This is a genomic window from Paenibacillus borealis, from assembly GCF_000758665.1.
In the GTDB taxonomy this organism is placed as follows: domain Bacteria; phylum Bacillota; class Bacilli; order Paenibacillales; family Paenibacillaceae; genus Paenibacillus_AQ; species Paenibacillus_AQ borealis.
Genome location: NZ_CP009285.1, coordinates 6857605 through 6875990, shown reverse-complemented (window position 1 = coordinate 6875990; position 18386 = coordinate 6857605). Strand labels below are relative to the sequence as shown.

17 protein-coding genes and 1 riboswitch are annotated in these 18386 nt (G+C 51.5%); of the genes, 15 read left to right on the top strand and 2 right to left on the bottom strand.

Annotated features, from left to right (window positions below; all coding sequences use genetic code 11):
* Window positions 1–37 precede the first annotated feature (37 nt).
* From PBOR_RS29000 to PBOR_RS28935, 14 genes are all read left to right on the top strand, one after another.
* Window positions 38–484, top strand: a complete 447-nt coding sequence (locus tag PBOR_RS29000) for a hypothetical protein (protein ID WP_042217322.1) — start codon at window positions 38–40, stop codon at window positions 482–484.
* Window positions 485–535: 51 nt separating this feature from the next.
* Window positions 536–1678, top strand: a complete 1143-nt coding sequence (locus PBOR_RS28995; RefSeq protein ID WP_042220040.1) for a transglutaminase-like domain-containing protein — start codon at window positions 536–538, stop codon at window positions 1676–1678.
* A gap of 110 nt (window positions 1679–1788) precedes the next feature.
* On the top strand, window positions 1789–3870 hold the full coding sequence (locus PBOR_RS28990; RefSeq protein WP_042217321.1) for a peptidoglycan D,D-transpeptidase FtsI family protein: 2082 nt from the start codon (window positions 1789–1791) through the stop codon (window positions 3868–3870).
* A 135-nt stretch (window positions 3871–4005) separates the two neighbouring features.
* Window positions 4006–6144: a peptidoglycan D,D-transpeptidase FtsI family protein gene (locus PBOR_RS28985; protein ID WP_042217319.1), complete on the top strand. Its 2139-nt coding sequence runs from the start codon at window positions 4006–4008 to the stop codon at window positions 6142–6144.
* 76 nt (window positions 6145–6220) lie between these two features.
* A complete protein-coding gene (locus PBOR_RS28980) occupies window positions 6221–7000 on the top strand; it encodes a Cof-type HAD-IIB family hydrolase (protein WP_042217318.1) in 780 nt (259 codons plus the stop codon).
* Window positions 7001–7318: 318 nt separating this feature from the next.
* Complete coding sequence (locus tag PBOR_RS28975) at window positions 7319–7804, top strand: DUF456 domain-containing protein (RefSeq protein WP_042139830.1); 486 nt, start codon at window positions 7319–7321, stop codon at window positions 7802–7804.
* 26 nt (window positions 7805–7830) lie between these two features.
* Complete coding sequence (locus tag PBOR_RS28970) at window positions 7831–9459, top strand: putative polysaccharide biosynthesis protein (protein ID WP_042217315.1); 1629 nt, start codon at window positions 7831–7833, stop codon at window positions 9457–9459.
* A 113-nt stretch (window positions 9460–9572) separates the two neighbouring features.
* Window positions 9573–9917 carry a thioredoxin family protein gene (locus PBOR_RS28965; RefSeq protein ID WP_042217314.1) on the top strand — a complete coding sequence of 115 codons (345 nt, stop codon included), beginning with the start codon at window positions 9573–9575 and terminating at the stop codon, window positions 9915–9917.
* A 118-nt stretch (window positions 9918–10035) separates the two neighbouring features.
* On the top strand, window positions 10036–10968 hold the full coding sequence (locus tag PBOR_RS28960) for a COX15/CtaA family protein (RefSeq protein ID WP_099052500.1): 933 nt from the start codon (window positions 10036–10038) through the stop codon (window positions 10966–10968).
* A gap of 39 nt (window positions 10969–11007) precedes the next feature.
* Complete coding sequence (locus PBOR_RS28955) at window positions 11008–12780, top strand: UbiD family decarboxylase (protein ID WP_042217310.1); 1773 nt, start codon at window positions 11008–11010, stop codon at window positions 12778–12780.
* A 27-nt stretch (window positions 12781–12807) separates the two neighbouring features.
* Entirely contained in the window at window positions 12808–13554 is a 747-nt protein-coding gene (locus PBOR_RS28950; protein ID WP_042217309.1) for a Cthe_2314 family HEPN domain-containing protein, read from the top strand.
* A 91-nt stretch (window positions 13555–13645) separates the two neighbouring features.
* Window positions 13646–13782, top strand: a riboswitch (SAM riboswitch).
* 99 nt (window positions 13783–13881) lie between these two features.
* Window positions 13882–14898: a methionine ABC transporter ATP-binding protein gene (locus tag PBOR_RS28945; RefSeq protein ID WP_042217307.1), complete on the top strand. Its 1017-nt coding sequence runs from the start codon at window positions 13882–13884 to the stop codon at window positions 14896–14898.
* Window positions 14898–15566 (top strand): methionine ABC transporter permease, encoded by a 669-nt coding sequence (locus PBOR_RS28940; RefSeq protein WP_042217305.1) that lies wholly within the window; start codon window positions 14898–14900, stop codon window positions 15564–15566. Before PBOR_RS28945 ends, PBOR_RS28940 begins: the two co-directional genes overlap by 1 nt.
* Window positions 15567–15625: 59 nt before the next feature.
* Window positions 15626–16501 carry a MetQ/NlpA family ABC transporter substrate-binding protein gene (locus tag PBOR_RS28935; RefSeq protein WP_042217303.1) on the top strand — a complete coding sequence of 292 codons (876 nt, stop codon included), beginning with the start codon at window positions 15626–15628 and terminating at the stop codon, window positions 16499–16501.
* A 201-nt stretch (window positions 16502–16702) separates the two neighbouring features.
* Here the strand turns inward: PBOR_RS28935 and PBOR_RS28930 are convergent, their stop codons facing one another.
* Window positions 16703–16951, bottom strand: a complete 249-nt coding sequence (locus tag PBOR_RS28930; RefSeq protein WP_042217301.1) for a NifU family protein — start codon at window positions 16949–16951, stop codon at window positions 16703–16705.
* A gap of 82 nt (window positions 16952–17033) precedes the next feature.
* Here PBOR_RS28930 and PBOR_RS28925 point away from each other — a divergent pair, with 82 nt between their 5' ends.
* On the top strand, window positions 17034–17288 hold the full coding sequence (locus tag PBOR_RS28925; protein ID WP_042217299.1) for a YuzB family protein: 255 nt from the start codon (window positions 17034–17036) through the stop codon (window positions 17286–17288).
* Between the two features lie 18 nt (window positions 17289–17306).
* Here the strand turns inward: PBOR_RS28925 and PBOR_RS28920 are convergent, their stop codons facing one another.
* Window positions 17307–18368 carry an NAD(P)/FAD-dependent oxidoreductase gene (locus PBOR_RS28920; protein ID WP_042217298.1) on the bottom strand — a complete coding sequence of 354 codons (1062 nt, stop codon included), beginning with the start codon at window positions 18366–18368 and terminating at the stop codon, window positions 17307–17309.
* Window positions 18369–18386 lie beyond the last annotated feature (18 nt).

Genomic DNA, 18386 nt, shown 5'->3' with positions numbered 1-18386 from the left:
GAGTGGCGAAATTTGCGATAGGGGTGTTGTGAAATTGATGGATCCGGCAGTGTGGTCACAATTTATAAGAGAGAATTGGCTTGTTATCGTTATTGCGCTTGTCCTGCTGTTTGCAGTAATTAATCTCGTTAAGACTGTACTGAAGTGGGCAATTGTCATCATTATCGTCGCAGGCCTGTTCATCTACAGCGGGGTGACCATGGATCAGATAGGTAATGCTGTTAACAAAGTGGCGGACGGGACGGTCAGCACACTGAAGAACGAAGCGCAGGAGGTCATGCTTAAGGAAGCGCAGGATGCGGTCTATACTTCCGGAGGTGATGGTACCTTTACAATCACTAGTCCGAACCTGGAAGTGAAGGGCTCCGCCGCAGAGGATAAGGTTGAAGTGATTTTCCGCGGGGTCAGTCTTGGAAAGTGGAGTGTAACGGATACCACCAAAACATTTATCGATGAAGCCCGGAAACATCAGACCGGTAAATAAGAGCACAGCTGAACCATGGGCAGGCTGGCCGCAGAAGGGGGAGCGAGAGATATGCTAAACAGCTGGATAGTTAGTCTTAGTGAGGCCAATATCATCTCGATCGTTCTGCTGGTGGTGGTGCTGTTCTCCATGCTGCAGGGTTGGGGCCGGGGCTTCAAAAGAGCGGCCGGAGGGCTGTTCGGACTGCTCGGCTCAGGACTAATGGCTATCGCGGCCCTGATCATGGCGGTTCCGGCAGCTGTATATCTCTCGCCTCTTGCCGGGGAGTGGGCTTCAGGCGTTGTCCTGCCTGATAAGCAGCTGAGCCAGTGGCAGCAGGTTTATTACACGGCCGTGTCTGTGCTGGCGAACTCACCGCTTGTGCGGTTCCTGCTCTTGCTGCTGTTGTCCTACATTCTAATCCGCTTAATGCTGGGTCTGCTATTCCTGTTGATGCCATTCCGCCTGCCGCAGTTTTCGTCAAGGCCGGGCGGGAAGATCACGGGGGCCAGCCGCTTAAGCGGAGCCGTTCTGGGCTTCGCCGCCGGGCTTGCCCGGGCACTCGTTCTGGTCTTTGCGCTCTACATCGGCGTAGGCCTGAATCCGGACAGCGGCTTCAGCCGCTACGTGGAATCCTCGCCGATCTACAGCCAGAGCGCGGCAGCGGTCTTCGAGCCGCTGGCCGGTGAAGGGGTCCGGGGCAAGCTTCCGGTCCTGACCAAGGCGGTAGCGGCCGAGATGAATGATATTTTGCGGCGCAAATATGAAGTGATCGACCATGATATTTCCGCCGACATAGCCGGTGCAGCCGCAGATATTGCCGGACAGGCTGACGGGGATGAAGAGAAGGCCAAGCTGCTCTACGATTGGATCGGCTCACGCATTACCTATGACTATACCAAGGCAGAGAACTATGAGCAGAAACGGATCTGGCATGAGCAGACCCCGCAGGATACGTTTGATACCCGGCTGGGGGTATGTATAGATTATGCCCGGCTCTATGCCGTAATGGCCCGTTCACAGGGCCTGCAGGTGCGGGTTGTAACCGGCAGGGGCTATGACGGGCAGGGCGGTTATGGTCCGCATGCCTGGAATGAGGTCTATATCAGCAGCAGGGAAGCCTGGATTCCGCTGGATTCTACCTGGGCCAGCAGCGGCAACTGGTTCAATACCAAGGATTTCGATTCAACGCATATCAAGGAAAACATCCTCTGACAAGAAGCGGGAGCTCCTCCATCTATGGTACAATAACAGCGTGTAAGAAGAGCTCTGCCTGTGGACTGCGGATATACGGTTTTGCAAAACAAACAAGGAGAGGACATGCTGTGAGATGGTTCGGTAAGCCGGGTTCCCGCCCGGATGGAGGTTCTGCCCGAAACTACCTGAGTTTACGCATAAATCTGTTTTTCTTCGGCACTTTTTTTATTTTTTGCATCATTATTATCCGCCTTGCAGGGCTGCAGTTTGTGGAGAGTCCTGAGCTTACTGAGGTAGAGGCCAGCCGGGAGACCAAGGATGTGCCGCTAGCGGCGATCCGGGGAATTATTCATGCTGCCGGCGGCGAGAATATTGCCTATTCCACATCCATTCAGTCGTTATATCTCACTTTAACCAAGGAATATACAGCCAAAGCCAAGAACAAGGACACCGGAGTATATGACTTCACTGCTGAAGCCAAGGCAAGTACGAATTCACTGGTGGCGCGGCTCACGTCAGTTTTTAATGAATATGGTGATCCTTCCGCCAAAAAGCTCTCGCAGGAAGATATCCTTGCTCTGCTGGATCTTGATTATAAGAAATCGCTCGGCTATGTTCCGCGCAAAATCAAGACGGGCCTGACGGTGAAGGAAGTCGCTCATCTCATGGAGAACAAGGAACGCTATCCTGGATTAGCTGTTGTGGAAGAAAGCGTCCGCCATTATGACAAGGATACAGTGGCGGTTCAGACGGTAGGCTATATGAAGCTGTTCCGTTCTACAGAGGACTATGATATATACAAGAACATTCGTAATGCCATGAAACAAACGGGTGCCGATCCCGGTCTGGCTTACAGGGAAGATGAATTTGTCGGCATATATGGCCTCGAACAGCAATATCAGCGGGAACTTAGGGGCAAGAACGGTTATCAGACCCTCTCCGTCAATCCGCAGAACATGGCTGAGGAAGTCATTGCATCGGTTCCGCCTGTCAAGGGCAACGATATCTGGATGACGATCAATAAAAGCGTGCAAATGAAGACAGAGCAGGCGATTATGGATCAGATCAGCTGGCTGCATACTAATCCGGTACAGGGTAAGTATCATCCGGATGCTCTTACCGGGTATGCGGTTGCGATGGAAGTGGATACAGGTAATGTAGTAGCCATGGCCAGCATGCCGGACTATGATACGAATGTCTGGAACGCCGAGAAGCTGCTGCCGGAAGTGTATGAGAAAATTAAGAATAATAACCAGAACGGCACGATTAACCAGAATACCTCCGGTGTCTCAGGGAACGGTCTGAAGTCACTGATTTTCCTGGGTTCCACGATCAAACCGTTAAGTGTGTTAATTGGTCTCAATGAAGGTTTATTCACCACGACCGACACTTATATAGACAAGGGAATCGCGTATTTCGGCAAGGATGACAGTTCCTCCGTAAGCAATTCCTCCGGCCACGTCCTTGGGCCGCTTGATCCGGCTAAGGCCATTCAGGAGTCATCCAATGCTTTTATGGTAGACTGGGTCGGCAATGCGCTGTATAAGAAATATCAGGGTGAAGGAATCGCGGTATGGGACAAGTATATGAAGGCCTTCGGACTTGGGGTGTCCACACAAAGCGGACTGCCGGGTGAGAGTGCCGGAGTTGCCGATTATATCAACACGAAGCAAGCGGGTTCTGTCCAGGCGGCGTTAGTCTTTGCCTCCTTTGGTCAGAAAGGCAAGTATACCGCACTGCAGCTTGCCCAGTATACAGCGACGCTTGCCAATGAAGGGGAACGGATCAAGCCGCAGCTGGTCAGCAGGATTACAGATGCCGAAGGCCATACGGTCAAGGAATTCGGACGGGAAGTTCTGGACAAAATTACGTTTGACCCTTCGTACTGGAAGGAGATCAAGCAGGGGATGAACACGTCAGTTAAGGTGTTTGACGGATTCCCGTATGACTTTGCCCGCAAGACAGGGACCTCTGAAATGGATGCATACGGTGCGGTCCGTGACAACGGAGTCTTCATTGCTTATGCTCCGCGCGAGCATCCCAAGCTTGCTGTAGCGGTGATCATTCCGGAGGGCGGCTTTGGATCGAACAGTGCTGCACCGGTGGCCCGCAAAATATTTGAAGCCTATGACCTGGAATACGGGCTTGATGGAGTCCCCAAGAAGAATCTTCCGCCAGTAACGCAGGTGCAAGAGTCAACTGTGAACTAACAGGTTTAATTTTAAAAGATAAGAATTTATATGCTTCATGCCATAAATTATCCTTATCTTTCCCGCTGAAACGGTGCTGTCCTTATTAGAGGACGGCAAACCGTTTCCACTTGAGATGTAGAGGAGTGAAAAACTGTGAGTGTTTTCCGAAAGCAGGCCTCTCCCCCGGATGAGAAGGACAGCAAGAGTTCGCTTGGCCTGCGGCTCAACGTGTTTTTCTTCAGCACGTTTGCAATCTTTTGCGTAATCATTATCCGTTTAGCTGTTGTGCAGTTTGTGGAAGGACCTAATCTGACCGAGGTGGAGACCAGCCGGGATACCAAAAGTGTGCCGCTCGCGTCCATCCGTGGTGCGATCCGCGCAGCCGAAGGAGAAGAAATTGCCTATTCGACTTCCGTTCAATCGCTGTATATCACCCTGACGAAGGAATATACGGCCAAAGCTGTGGATAAGGAGACCGGTATCAGTGCTCTGAAGCCGGAATCCAGGGCTAATGCCTATGCGCTGGCGACCCGTCTTGTTGAGGAATTCGATAAACTTGGTGATCCGAACGGCGAGAAGCTGACGGTGAATGATGTGATCAATTCCCTCGATTTATATTTCAAGAAATATTCAGGGTATATGGCCCGCAAGATCAAATCCGGTCTTACTTCCCAGGAAGTTGCCTATTTCATGGAGCATAAAAGTGAGTTCCCGGGTCTTGAGATCGTTGAAGAAGGCGTGCGGCATTATGACAAGGACACAGTTGCTGTGCAGACAGTCGGGTATATCAAGCCCTTCAAGTCGTCCAGTACGCTTAACATTTATAAGAACATTCAGAACGCGATGAAGAAGATCGATGCAGATCCCGGGCTGAACTACAAAGATGATGAGTTTGTCGGCTTCGACGGTCTGGAGCTGCAATATCAGCGGGAACTGCGCGGTAAGAACGGCTATCAGGTCATTTCTGTGAATCCGCAGAATATGGCTGAGAAGGTTGAAGAGGTTGTGCCGCCGGTCAAGGGTAATGATGTCTGGATGACGATTAATAAGAACATTCAGCTCAAGACTGAAGAGGCGATCACGGAACAGATTAGCTGGCTGCACAGTCATGCCGTACAAGGTAAAACCCACCCGGATGCACTTACGGGTTATGCCGTAGCGATGGAAGTGGATACAGGCAATATTGTTGCCATGGCCAGTATGCCGGATTATGATACGAATGTCTGGACGGCGGAGAAGCTGGATTCCGATACCTGGAATAAAATCATGGGCAACTACCAGAACGGGACTATTACCCCGTATTCCTCGGGAATGTCCGGCCATGGATTCGGTTCTACCGTATTGCTGGGTTCAACCATTAAGCCGCTGAGTGTGCTTGTGGGTCTTAATGAAGGATTCTTTAGCACCTCCTATACTTACAATGATAAAGGGATCGCCTATTTCGGTAAGGATGACAAATCCTCCGTACGCAATTCCTCCGGTCACGTCTACGGTTCAATGGACCCGGCCAAAGCGATTGAGGACTCCTCGAACGTGTTCATGGTCGACATGGTCGGCAAAAAGCTCTATGAGAAATATCAGGGTGAAGGAATTGATGTCTGGGATAAGTATATGAAGGAATTCGGCCTCGGCGTCTCCACGCAGAGCGGACTTCCGAATGAGTATCTGGGGCAGATTAACTACACCGATATCAAGGCCGCGGGCAGTGCGCAGGCTGCACTGGTCTATGCCTCCTTCGGGCAGCAGGGCCGGTATACGGTGCTGCAGCTGGCACAATATGCTTCCACGCTCGCCAATGAAGGTGTGCGCATCAAGCCGCAGCTGGTCAGCAAGATAACCGATTCTGAAGGCAATGTTATCAAAAAGTTTGAGCGCGAGGTGCTGGATGAAGTAACGACCTTTGACCAGTCCTTCTGGAAAGAAATCAAACAGGGCATGAACAGTAAGGTTACGGCATTCACTGATTTCCCTTATGATTTTGCCCGTAAGACAGGTACCTCTCAGCAGCTCGGTAAAGGCGAATTACGTGATAACGGGGTATTTATTGCTTTTGCCCCGCGTAATAATCCTAAGTTAGCAGTTGCCGTGGTTATTCCTGAAGGAGGGTTTGGCTCCAACAGTGCCGCGCCGGTCGCGCGTAAAATATTCGACGCTTATGACTGGGAGTACGGGCTGGATGGCAACCCGAAGAAAAATGTGAAAACAGCAGATCCGGCTAGTGGAGATGCCGAAACTAATTCGGAAGGAGCAGATACTGCGGCAGGAACTGCCGGAACGACAGGAACAAACTGACGAACCGCCGGAGGCCTGATTGACAAATACACAGCTGCTCCCGACCGGGAGACATACAAGAATGGAGGGGTGGCAAATGACTGCCAAATACCGCCTGCTTGCATTGGATATGGATGGAACCCTACTGAATGATGAACAGAAAATTACCCCCAAAACGGTGGAATGGATCAAAAAAGCGATGAATGCCGGTGTACATGTCTGCCTGTCTACCGGACGTTCCTCGCGGAGCGCGATGCCTTATGCCGTACAGCTCGGCCTGGAGACCCCGATGATTATGGTGAACGGAAGTGAAGTCTGGCGCGCCCCGGGCGAGCTGTACCGCCGGTCCCTGATGGACGTGGAACTGGTCAGACAGATGTATAAGATTGCGGAAGAGTTCGATATCTGGTTCTGGGCGTATTCCGTGGATGAAGTGTACAACCGGGACACCTGGGACGGCGAAATTGACAGCCGGGAATGGCTGAAATTCGGTTACTCCACCGAGGATAATGATATCCGCCATAAGCTGCTCATGCGTCTGCAGGAGCTGGGCGGGCTGGAGATCACCAATTCCTCGCCGTTCAACCTGGAGATTAATCCGCAAGGCGTCAACAAGGCATCCGGCATTCTGGAAGTCTGCAAGCTGCTTGGCATTAACATGTCCCAGGTTGTGGCCGTCGGCGACAGTCTGAATGATCTGGCGGCGATCCAGCAGGCCGGATTCGGTGTAGCGATGGGCAATGCCCAGGAGACCGTTAAGCAGGAAGCCGATGCTGTTGTGGCTACGAACAATAATGACGGGATTGCGGAAGTGATCCAGAAGTATATTTTGACGGAGGCCGGAACCTCGGCCGGTAGAATATCTAAACAGGCTTAGTAGATGTAGTAATGAGTTTGGAATTATCAAATTTTTTATAGCTTGATCTGAAAGACAACAATTGGTGGGAGTAACGGAGGGGAAGTTTGAAACTGTAGGAGCGGTAGCGACCGCCTGAAAGCTTTCCGAAGGAAAGCTCGCTTCGAAAGCATCAGCAGTTACCGGATTTCCACCGCGCAGAGCGGTATTAATCAAGAAATCTGGGGACAACAGCGGCCGGAAGTTCAAACTTTCACCGCAGTTACGACCAACACCATTAGAGAATTCCAGATCATATGAAGTTATCTATCCAAAACAAAACTTGAGGAGTTGAAGGAATTGACGATCCTGGGTTGGATTCTGATCATTGCTTTGTTTGCAGTAGGGCTGGCAGGAGCGGTATATCCAATCCTGCCGGGCGCGCTGGCGATTTATCTGGCCTTCTTCGTATACGGCTGGTTCTTTTCCTTCCACTCCTTCGGCGCCTGGTTCTGGATTATCCAGACACTGATTGTAGTGGTCCTGTTCGTTGCTGATTATGTGGTCGGGGCCTGGGGAGTCAAAAAGTTCGGCGGCTCACGGGCGTCTGTCATCGGCAGCACGATCGGCCTGATTATTGGCCCCTTTCTTATTCCGGCCTTTGGTCTGCTGATCGGCCCGTTCCTAGGGGCCTTTGTCGGTGAGCTGATTGCCGGCTCTAAGCCCGGCAAGGCGGTCAAGGTCAGCTTCGGCTCCTTGCTGGGGCTGTTCAGCAGCACCGTAGTTAAGATCATTCTGCAGATTGTTATGGTCGTCCTCTTCTTTATCTGGATCGGACGGTATTAAATTTATTGTGAAGAAGGCGAAACAGCTTGTCCACCAAGAAAGAATCTTTTGTTAAAGGCACGCTTATTCTGGCTGCGGCTGCACTTGTGGCCCGCATCCTTGGACTTGCCCAGCGGGTTCCGCTGGAACATTTATTCAATGATATAGGGAATGCCTCTTTTACACAGGCTAACAATGTGTATCTGCTGCTCCTTCCGCTGGCAACCGCCGGAATACCCAGCACGCTAAGCAAAATGGTATCAGAGCGTTATGCGCTGAACCGTCCGCATGAAGCACAGCAGGTATACCGTGCCGCCCTTATCTTTGCAGCTGTTGTAGGTGTTGTAATGAGTACAATACTGTACATAGCCGCTCCGTATTATGCGGAGTATACCAAGGTTCCTGAGAGTACGCTGGCAATCCGGGCGATTGCCCCGGCACTGCTGCTGTTCCCCGCGATCGCAATGATGCGCGGTTATTTCCAGGGGCGCAATAATATGATGGCCGGAGGCATCTCACAGATTATTGAGCAGATTGCCCGGGTATCGACGGCAATTCTGCTGGCTTTTATTCTGCTGCGCCAAGGCTACAGCAACACATGGATGGCTGCAGGAGCTTCTTTCGGCAGTGTGCTCGGAAGCGTCGGCGCTTTCGGTGTCATGCTGTATTATGCGATGAAAATGCGCCGCAGCGAGGAGCAAATTGCTCTTTATGAATCGAACGAGGCTCGCCTTCCGTTACTTGGCATCTATAAAGATATCTTCAAGCTGTCCATTCCGATTGTATTATCTTCGATCACAGTACCTGTTGTGAACTTTATCGATACTTCCTTTATTGTACCGCTGCTCAGCGGCCGGATCGGAATGGAGGAAGCTACCCGGGCGCTCGGAATCTTCGGCAGCCGGGCACAGAGTATAGCGGGTATTCCGCCGGTGCTCTCCATCGCGCTTAGTACATCGCTGATTCCGATTATTTCAGCCGCGTACGCGCGCAAAGATGAGCAGCATCTGAAGCGCCAGGTTACCCTGGCCATGCGTATTTCCATTCTTACCGGCACACCGATTGTACTCTCTCTCGTTGTGGCGGCATATTCTGTCAATGGACTGATCTTCAGCAGTCTGGATGGCAGCGGTATTGTAGCGATGCTGACGCTGGGCACTATTTTTCAAATAACTATGATGACCACGAATTCTATTCTGCTCGGGATGGGCAAATCGCGGATCTCTATGTATTACGTGCTTGCCGGGATTATCGTGAAATTCGCTTCAAACTTCCTGTTCAGCCAGTTGTTCGGCATCTATGGCATTATTGGCTCTACTGCACTGTGCTTCGTGGTCATAACACTGCTTAATCTGCGGATGCTCAAAAAGATTGTCCCCTTCGAAATTCTCGGCAAACGCTGGGGTGGCTTCTCAATCGCTGTGCTCGCTTCAGCCGGAATCGGTTATGGCCTGAACGAAGCGGGGATTATGCTGACTCATCTGATGCCGGCACGTGTGGCTTTCCTGATTACTTGTCTCGTTGTTGGAGCCGCCGTGGTTATTGTTTATCTGGTGCTGTTGATTGTTCTGGGAGTGCTGAGCAGCCAGGAAATCTCGGGTTATCCGCGTCCGCTGCGTAAATTGCTTAATCCTTTAATGAAGCTGCAGCCAGCTCATGTGCGTGCAAACGAATAATGATGTGATCATTGTCTTAAATTGTCTTTTTTATTTGACTTATTCCGTACATTTTGCTTCACTTAAAGAGAAGATATGCAAGGTAACGGTTAATGAGAAAGGATGGTCAATAGATGGACAAAATTAGTTCTCCTGCTGAGTTTCAGGTGTCAATACAATCCCCGCGTTTAACGGTTGCGGTGTTCAAGGCGGATTGGTGCTCGGATTGCAAATTCATTGATCCGTTCATGCCGGATGTGGAACAGGAATATAGTGACCGCCTTACACTCGTGGAAGTGGATGTCGATGCAGTAGGCGACGTCAGCCAGGAACAGAATATTCTGGGCATTCCGAGCTTTGTCGCATATACCGATGGACGGGAACTGGTCAGATTCGTGAATAAGCTTCGCAAATCCCGTGAGGAAATTGAGAATTTCCTGAATACGGCTTTGGATGTGTATCTCAGTATCCACAAGTAATGAAGCAGCACCGCTTTCGCCCTACCCGAGCAGAAGCGGTGCTTTTTTCTAGAAATAATAGGCTCTGCGGGCGCACTCATTTACACTAATTCATTCCTATACTATGCGGGTGATAACATTGACAACCCTTCAATTGAAATGGCTCAGCTATATAACCTGCCTCGTTATGTTTCTGGCGCTGCTGGGTGGAGCGGTGGTAACCAAAACGGGTTCGGGACTGGAATGCGGGAATGAATGGCCGCTGTGCAACGGAAAGCTGATTCCGGCTTATACAGTAGGCTCCCTGATTGAATACACCCATCGCCTGTTCAGCGGGCTTGCGGGTCTGCTGTCAGTGGCATCCATGTTTGCGTTCTGGCGTTATGCCCGTAAGCGTAAGGATTTGCTCACCTATGCCTTGTTAACCCTAATTTTCGTAGTGGTGCAGGGAGGAATGGGAGCGCTTGCGGTAATTAAGTCGCAGTCTGCTGCAGTGATGGCTTTGCATATGGGATTCTCGCTGATCGCCTTTGCCAGCTCACTGATGCTTGCGCTTGGAGCCAGACGGATTTGCCTGTCCGGGGAAGAAAATAGCGGTGCAGGACGCAGAGTTAGCAGGGGCTTCCGTAACTTAACCTGGTTTACTGCGTTATATTCTTATATGGTCGTCTATATTGGAGCTTATGTAAGCCACACCGACTCACAAGGGGGCTGTTCAGGCTGGCCGCTGTGCAATGGCGAATGGATACCGGAGCTTTCTGGCGGAGTGGGCATTGTATTCATGCACCGGATTGCGGCGGCGCTATTGTTTCTGCTGACTGCTCTTCTGGGACATCTGGCCTTCTGGAGATATAAAGAGCTGCCGGAGCTGAGGGCTCTGGGTGTTGCCGCAGTGCTGCTCTGCCTGATGCAGGTATTCAGCGGAGCTGCTGTTGTTCATACGCTGTATAACGAACGGCTGTACATATTTACCGCGTTGTCGCATATTTTGCTGATTGCCGGTTTGTTTGGGGTTCTGTGTTATATGAGTGTCCGTGTCTGGCAGTTAAGCGGGACGGACAAGAATCGATGAATCGATAAGATTAGGACCCGGTTCGAGGAGGAACGCTTAGTGGGATACGGTAATTTGCGACAATGGATCGAACAGCTCCGCAGAGACAAGGATCTGGCCGTGATTGATGCTCCGGTTGATCCGGATCTGGAGCTGGCCGAGATTCACCGCCGGGTGGTTAGTGAGGAAGGGCCGGCACTGCTGTTTACAAATGTGCAAGGAACGCCGTTCCCGGTTGCGACCAATCTGTTCGGTACCGTCCGCCGGGTGAACAAGGCCTTTGGGACCCGCCCGGAGCAGTTAGTGAAATCATTGACGGCAGCCATGGAAACGATGCTTCCGCCTTCGGCTGCCGGACTTTGGAGAGAAAAGGGCCTGCTGCTTGACCTGATCAGAGCAGGAGCCAGGAATATACCGCAGGGTGAAGCGCCGGTACTAGGCATCTGCCGCAGCAGTAACCCGCTACAGGAATTACCCCGAATTACCAGCTGGCCTAAGGACGGAGGGCCGTTCATTACCCTTCCCCTGGTCTATACAGAGAGCATAACCAACCCCAAAGACCATAATCTCGGATTGTACCGGGTTCAGATTCATGATGACAGCACTACCGGCATCCATTGGCAGATCCATAAAGGAGGCGGCTTCCATCACCGCCAGGCGGAGCTTCTGGGGGAGACCCTTCCGGTCTCAATTTTTATCGGCGGGCCTCCTGCCCTTATTGCTGCTGCTGTTGCCCCTGTTTCAGAGCGGATTCCTGAACTGATGCTGGCATCGCTTATGCTGGGCGGGAAGCTTCCAATGGTGCAGGACCCGTTAGGCGGCCACCGCATTCCGTCAGAAGCAGAATTCTCCATCCGCGGACGGGTATCGCCGTTTGAGCGGAGACCGGAAGGCCCTTATGGCAGTCAATCCGGCTATTATTCGCTGCAGCATGATTTTCCCGTGATGCATGTGCAGCGGATGTGGCACCGGAAGGATGCGATTTTTCCGGCCACGATTACCGGCAAACCCCGCCAGGAGGATTATTATCTCAAGAATTATCTGCAGCGGCTGCTGGCTCCGGCCTATCCGCTAATGATGCCTTCAGTAAAAGCACTGTGGGCGTACTCCGAATCTGGCTCGAATGCCTTGGCTTCGGCAGTTATCAGGGAGAGCTATCCGCGTGAGGGGCTGGCTTCTGCTTTCCGTATTCTGGGGGAAGGCCAGCTCTCCTTAACGAAATTCCTGCTCCTGACGACTGAGCCGGTTGAGCTTACGGATTTCCCCAAACTACTGGAAACCGTGCTTGAACGCTTTAACCCGGCATCCGATCTGGTGATCTTCGCCAACACCTCTATGGATACCCTTGACTATACCGGCCGTAAACTGAATCATGGCAGCAAGGGTGTAATGATGGGCACCGGCAACCCGGTGCGTGAGCTGCCCAGAACCTATACAGAGGGTCTGATTCCAGCAATCACCGGCGCCGTGCCCTTTTGCGGCGGATGTTTAGCTGTTTCCGGAGCATCCTATGTAGAGGACCCAGAGCTTCCTGTCAGGCTAGCCGCTTCCTTCAAGGAGAAAGGCACAGCCTGGCCGCTGATTGTTCTGGTGGACGATGCTGCAGAAGCGGTGCGCACACAAACCTCCTTCCTGTGGACAGTGTTCACCCGGTTTAATCCGGCGGATGATATTTATGCGGAGACCCATATACTGCGTAACGCAATCAGCTATTCCCTGCCGATTGTAATAGATGCCCGGATGAAGCCGGGGTACCCGGAGGAGCTGGTTCCGAATGAGGAGACGGTTGAACTGGTGAACCGGAACTGGAACCGTTATTTCCCTCTTGTTTAGATCTTAAGTATTCTGAGGAGGACAAATATGCTGCGGACATTACTGGGAGAGCCGCCCCGCGAGAACAGCGGGGTACTGGCCGAAGCCATGGACAACATGGCGAAGGTCGCCTCCATGCTGCGCAAGGAGATGAACGCACATGAAGACCGTGACCATGAATACCGCAAGCTGGAGATATGGACACGCGGTCTGATCTCATCGCTGGACGAGCTGGAGCAGAGCTGGTTCGCCGCCGCCTTTTTCCGCAAGTCGGTGGTTGCCGGTTATATGGATGATATGTCGCCCATGGAGCAGGGAGAGTACGCCAGGTATGTGTTCTTTTATAAGGACGGCTTTATCCGGGTGTTCTCCCTGCTGGACAAGCTGGGTACGGTCCTGAACAATCTGTATGATCTGAATACAGGTAAAGTCAAAGCACATTTCTCTTACTTCACAGTGCTCCGCCAATTTCAGCTGCTGCAGGCTCACAATCCGTTGGCTAATGAGCTGGAGAAGATCAGGAACTCTTACCGCCAACCGGTAGAGAATCTGCGCAAACGGCGCAATGCCGAGATTCACTACATGAACGCTGAGATGACGGATGATCTCTGGCAGCGCCATCAGGGGCTGCATGACAAAATCCAGCTGGAGGATCTCGACAGCCATCTGGAGGATTTGAAGCAGAGCCTGGAGATGGTGTGCAAATCTTTGTCGGCGGCCTTCAGGTACAGCAATGAGCAGTGGCACAAGAATAAAGCTGCTTCCAGCCAGCGGTCAGGGCATGTGCAGTCGTAAAAACTTACCTTTGACAAAGAACAGGAAACTTAATATACTTATGCAAGTATTTACTTCTAACATGAAAAGGCATATATAACTTCATATTTCAATCTTATCGAGAGCGGCGGAGGGATAGGCCCGATGAAGCCCGGCAACCGATTTGTACACAGCATAGCCGCTGCCTGCAAATGCCATGGTGCTAATTCCTACAATGCCGCTTGGTTTGCGGTCTTTGGCAGATGAGACGGCATTGTTTACTTCACACACACGGCCTCTTCCGATCTGCACGGATCGTAGGGGGTCTTTTCTGTTTATAAATTGCATGGAAGAAGGAGGACGGGACGATTGATAGAACTGAAGGATTTAACGAAAGTATACGGTAAAGGAAGCAAGGCTGCGACGGCGCTCTCCGGACTAAGCCTGTCGATTAAGAAGGGAGAAATATTCGGTGTAATCGGCCACTCCGGTGCCGGTAAAAGCACGCTGATCCGCTGCATTAATCTGCTGGAGCGTCCGACGCAGGGTGAAGTATGGGTAGATGGTGTTGAATTGACCTCACTCAGCCAAGGGCAGCTGCAAGAGCAGCGGCGCAAGATCGGGATGATCTTTCAACACTTTAATCTGCTCTCTTCGGCAACTGTCTATGACAATATCGCCTTTCCGCTGCGGCTGACCGGAACCTCCAAAACGGAGATCGAGCGAAAGGTTAAGGATCTGCTGGCTTTAGTCGGTCTTGAGGAACACCGGAACAAATATCCGGCTCAGCTGTCCGGCGGCCAGAAGCAGCGTGTCGGCATAGCCCGCTCGCTGGCGAGCGATCCTGATGTCCTGCTGTGTGATGAAGCAACTTCAGCGCTGGACCCGCAGACGACAGATTCGATTCTGCGCCTGCTGCTGGATATCAACAAGAAATTCCATTTGACCATTGTGCTGATCACACATGAGATGCATGTCATTCAGAGCATCTGCGACCGGGTAGCCGTCATTCATGGCGGCGGGATTGTGGAGCAGGGCGATGTTGCTCAGGTTTTTCTGAAACCGAAGCATGAGGTTACGAAAGAATTCATCCGCAGTGAAACTCAGGCTGAGGGACCGCTGCGGCAGGCGATTGATGCTGTGCATCCTGGATATACTAAAGCGGTCAAAATTACTTTTCTCGGGCAAAAGACGTATGAATCCACCCTTTCCCATGTGGCGCAGGCAACCGGAGTAAATTTCGCTATACTGCAGGGAACCATTTCGACGATCAAGGATGTTCCTTATGGTCAGCTGATCGTCCGCTTTGAAGGACCTTCCGCTGCTGTTGAAGCAACTCTTACTGAACTTGCGGCACAAGGTCTTGACGTGGAGGTGATTTCTTAATGGGCGGACTGGATTTTAGCGCTTTAAACTGGGATGAAATGCTTGATGCTACTGTGGCTACACTAAAAATGTTAGCTTTTTCAGGAATATTCACAATTATCCTTGGTTTACCGCTCGGAATTGTGTTATATTTATGGGGCAAGTCCAATAACGGTATTATCAGGGCTGTTTACTCGGTATTATCATTCATCGTAAATATCCTGCGTTCTGTTCCATTCATCATTCTGATGGTTGCACTGATTCCGTTCAGCAAATCAATTATGGGAACCTCGATAGGTGTCCTTGGAACGATTCCGGCGCTGGTGATCGGCGCGGCTCCGTTTTTTGCCAGACTTGTTGAGACAGCACTGCGGGAGGTTGACCGGGGAATCATTGAAGCGGCGCAGGGGATGGGAGCATCCACAGGACAGATTGTCATGCGTGTGCTGCTGCCGGAGGCTCGCCCGGGTCTGGTGGCGGGTGTTACGATCACGATTGTTACCCTCGTCTCGTATACCGCAATGTCCGGGATGATTGGCGGCGGAGGGCTCGGTGACCTGGCGATCCGCTACGGGTATTACCGTTATGAGAAGGAAGTCATGCTTATCTCGGTGGCCCTAATGGTAATTCTGGTGCAGCTGCTGCAAATGGCCGGCGACCGGCTGGTAAGACATTTTACACGGAAATAAGGTACGTTCATATAGAGCCTTATTCATACAAATCATACTGATTAGAGGGGGATTTACAAATGAAAAAAGTACTGCTCACATTCTTCAGCTTGACCTTGATATTGGTGCTTGCCGCTTGCGGTAACAATAACACCAATAACGCGGCTAACTCCGCGGCTACAACTGCACCCACGGAAGCTGCTGCTGCAGAACCGACAACTGAACCTGCTGCTGAGCCGGTAACACTGGTAATTGGAGCTTCTCCTGTACCGCATGCGGAAATCCTGAAAGCTATTGCCCCGCTGCTTGAAGCACAAGGCATTACGCTTGAGATCAAAGAATTCACGGATTATATCCTTCCGAATACACAGCTTGCCGAGAAACAACTGGATGCGAACTTCTTCCAGCACAAGCCTTACCTGGATGACCAGAACACCAAGAACGGTACTGATCTTGTATCCGTAACAGCTGTTCACGTTGAACCTTTCGGCGCGTATTCCAAGAAGATCAAAGCGATCAGCGAACTGGCTGACGGTGCCAAGGTTGCCATCCCGAATGATGCTACCAACGGCGGACGTGCATTGATCCTGCTGGCTAAGAATGGCCTGATCAAATTGAAGGATGACACCAACATCACTTCCACCAAAGCTGATATCACTGAGAACACCAAGAAGCTTGAAATCATTGAGCTGGATGCCGCTATGCTGCCGCGTCAGCTGGATGAAGTAGATCTGGCGCTGATCAACACCAACTATGCGCTGGAAGCGGGTCTGGTACCGACTAAGGATGCTTTGTTCATTGAAGGAGCAGATTCCCCTTACGCCAACCTGCTGGTAGCCCGTCCGGACAACAAAGATTCCGATGCGATCCAGAAGCTGGCTGCAGCCCTGAACTCCGCAGAAGCCAAAGCTTTCATTGAAGAGAAATACCAGGGCTCGATTATCCCTGCATTCTAAGCTTGAAGCTAAGCTGAACACCTAAAGTGAAGACCAGAAATGCCCTGGCATCCGGGAACGGTTGCCGGGGCATTTCTGGTCTTTTAGGAGGATGGGTAAGTTTACCGGAAACGCGGCGGGTTGATCCTGCCTGTGAAATCCACTATAATAAAAAAAATCCCGGCCTTCTCATCGGAGGCCGGGATGGTTTATGATACAGGATTAGAATACCTGAATAACTTCTTCCACGCCTTCTACTTCTTCAAGCAGGGCGCGTTCGATCCCGGCTTTAAGCGTGATCGTGGAGCTCGGGCAACTGCCGCAGGCACCCATAAGTTTCAACTTAACGATGCCGTCTTCTACATCGATCAGCTCGACGTCACCGCCGTCACGCTGCAGGAACGGACGAAGTTTATCAAGTACTTCCAGTACTTCATCGTACATGGTCGCGCTTTGTACATTCTCACTCATTTCTCAATCACTCCTTTCGTATGTTTATTATAGTACAAAAAGTTAAAAAATAAAATGGTTAGCGCAGAATAGGGAGATCATCATGAGACCAATTATAGAATTTTGTGCCAGTAATACCGGACATGGTACCGAGCAGCTCAAAAACAAGCTGGAGCAAAACCCCGAATATGATGTAGTCGAGTATGGTTGTCTGAATAACTGCGGCCAATGTTATCTGCAGCCGTTCGCCATGGTCGACGGGGAGATTATAGAAGCAGAAACCCCCGCCGGACTTGAAGAGGCGATTGAAGCCGCTATTAAAGAAGCAGAGGCATGGGACAGCCTTGAGATCGACTAAACCGCAGCCATGGTTGTCCTAACCGAAATGGCGTTTGGACATCCAGAGTACGCCGCTTTTGAGCAGGCGCGGAACACGGCCCATGACAGAGCGGCGGCCCATCAGGCCGAAGCCGGCATTTTTGCCCAGTGAACCGAGGGTTCCCTTAAGCTTGATCTTATGCAGCTTCGGCGTTTCACCCCGCCATAGTGCCTGAATAACCTGCCCCACCTGTTCTCCCTGGGCACCTGCCGCCTGTGCGCTCGGTGCGAAGGGGAGACTGGCGCAGTCACCAATAACGTACACTTCCGGATAGTCGGCTACATTGTAATACTGGCCGACAATGACCCGTCCTCCGCGGTCTTTCGGGACTTCAAGCTGCTGGACCACCTGCACCGGCTGAATCCCGGCGGTCCAGACCGTAACATCCGCAGGAATTGCCTGGGTGCCATTGAAGATGGCATCCTTTTCTACATGGGAGACGGATACCCGTCCTACGGTCTCCACATGATGCTCATTGAACCATTCTTCTACATACTGTGACAGCTTGGCCGGGAAAGACGACAATACCCGTTCCCCGCGGTCCAGAATGGAGATGTTCAGGTCAGGCCGGCTCTCCCGCAGCTCTGAAGCAATCTCAACTCCGCTCAGCCCTCCGCCTACAATGTTGACCGTTCCGTAAGGCTTCACATCGTTCAGCCGGCGGTAAGTTTCACGCGTACCGGCGAAGCTCTGAATACTGCAGGCATATTGCTCTGCCCCGGGAATGTTATGGAAATTATCCGTGCAGCCGAGTGCGATAGCCAGAATATCATAAGATATCGGCTCCCCGGTATCGAGGAATATCACCCGGCTCTCCAGATCGATGGAGCCCACCTGACCATAACGTATAGTTAGGCGGGGATGAACCGGGAATTGAATACGCAGATGATAATCCGTTACAGTCCCTGCGGCAAGTGCATAATATTCTGTTTTGATTCCCTGATAGGGCATCCGGTCAACCAGGACGATTTCCACATCATGGGGGAGATGGTTGTTAAGTAGCTGCTGAATGAGGGCAAGACCGCCGTAGCCGCCGCCCAGGACAAGTAGAGTTCTCATGCGAACCGATCTTCCTTT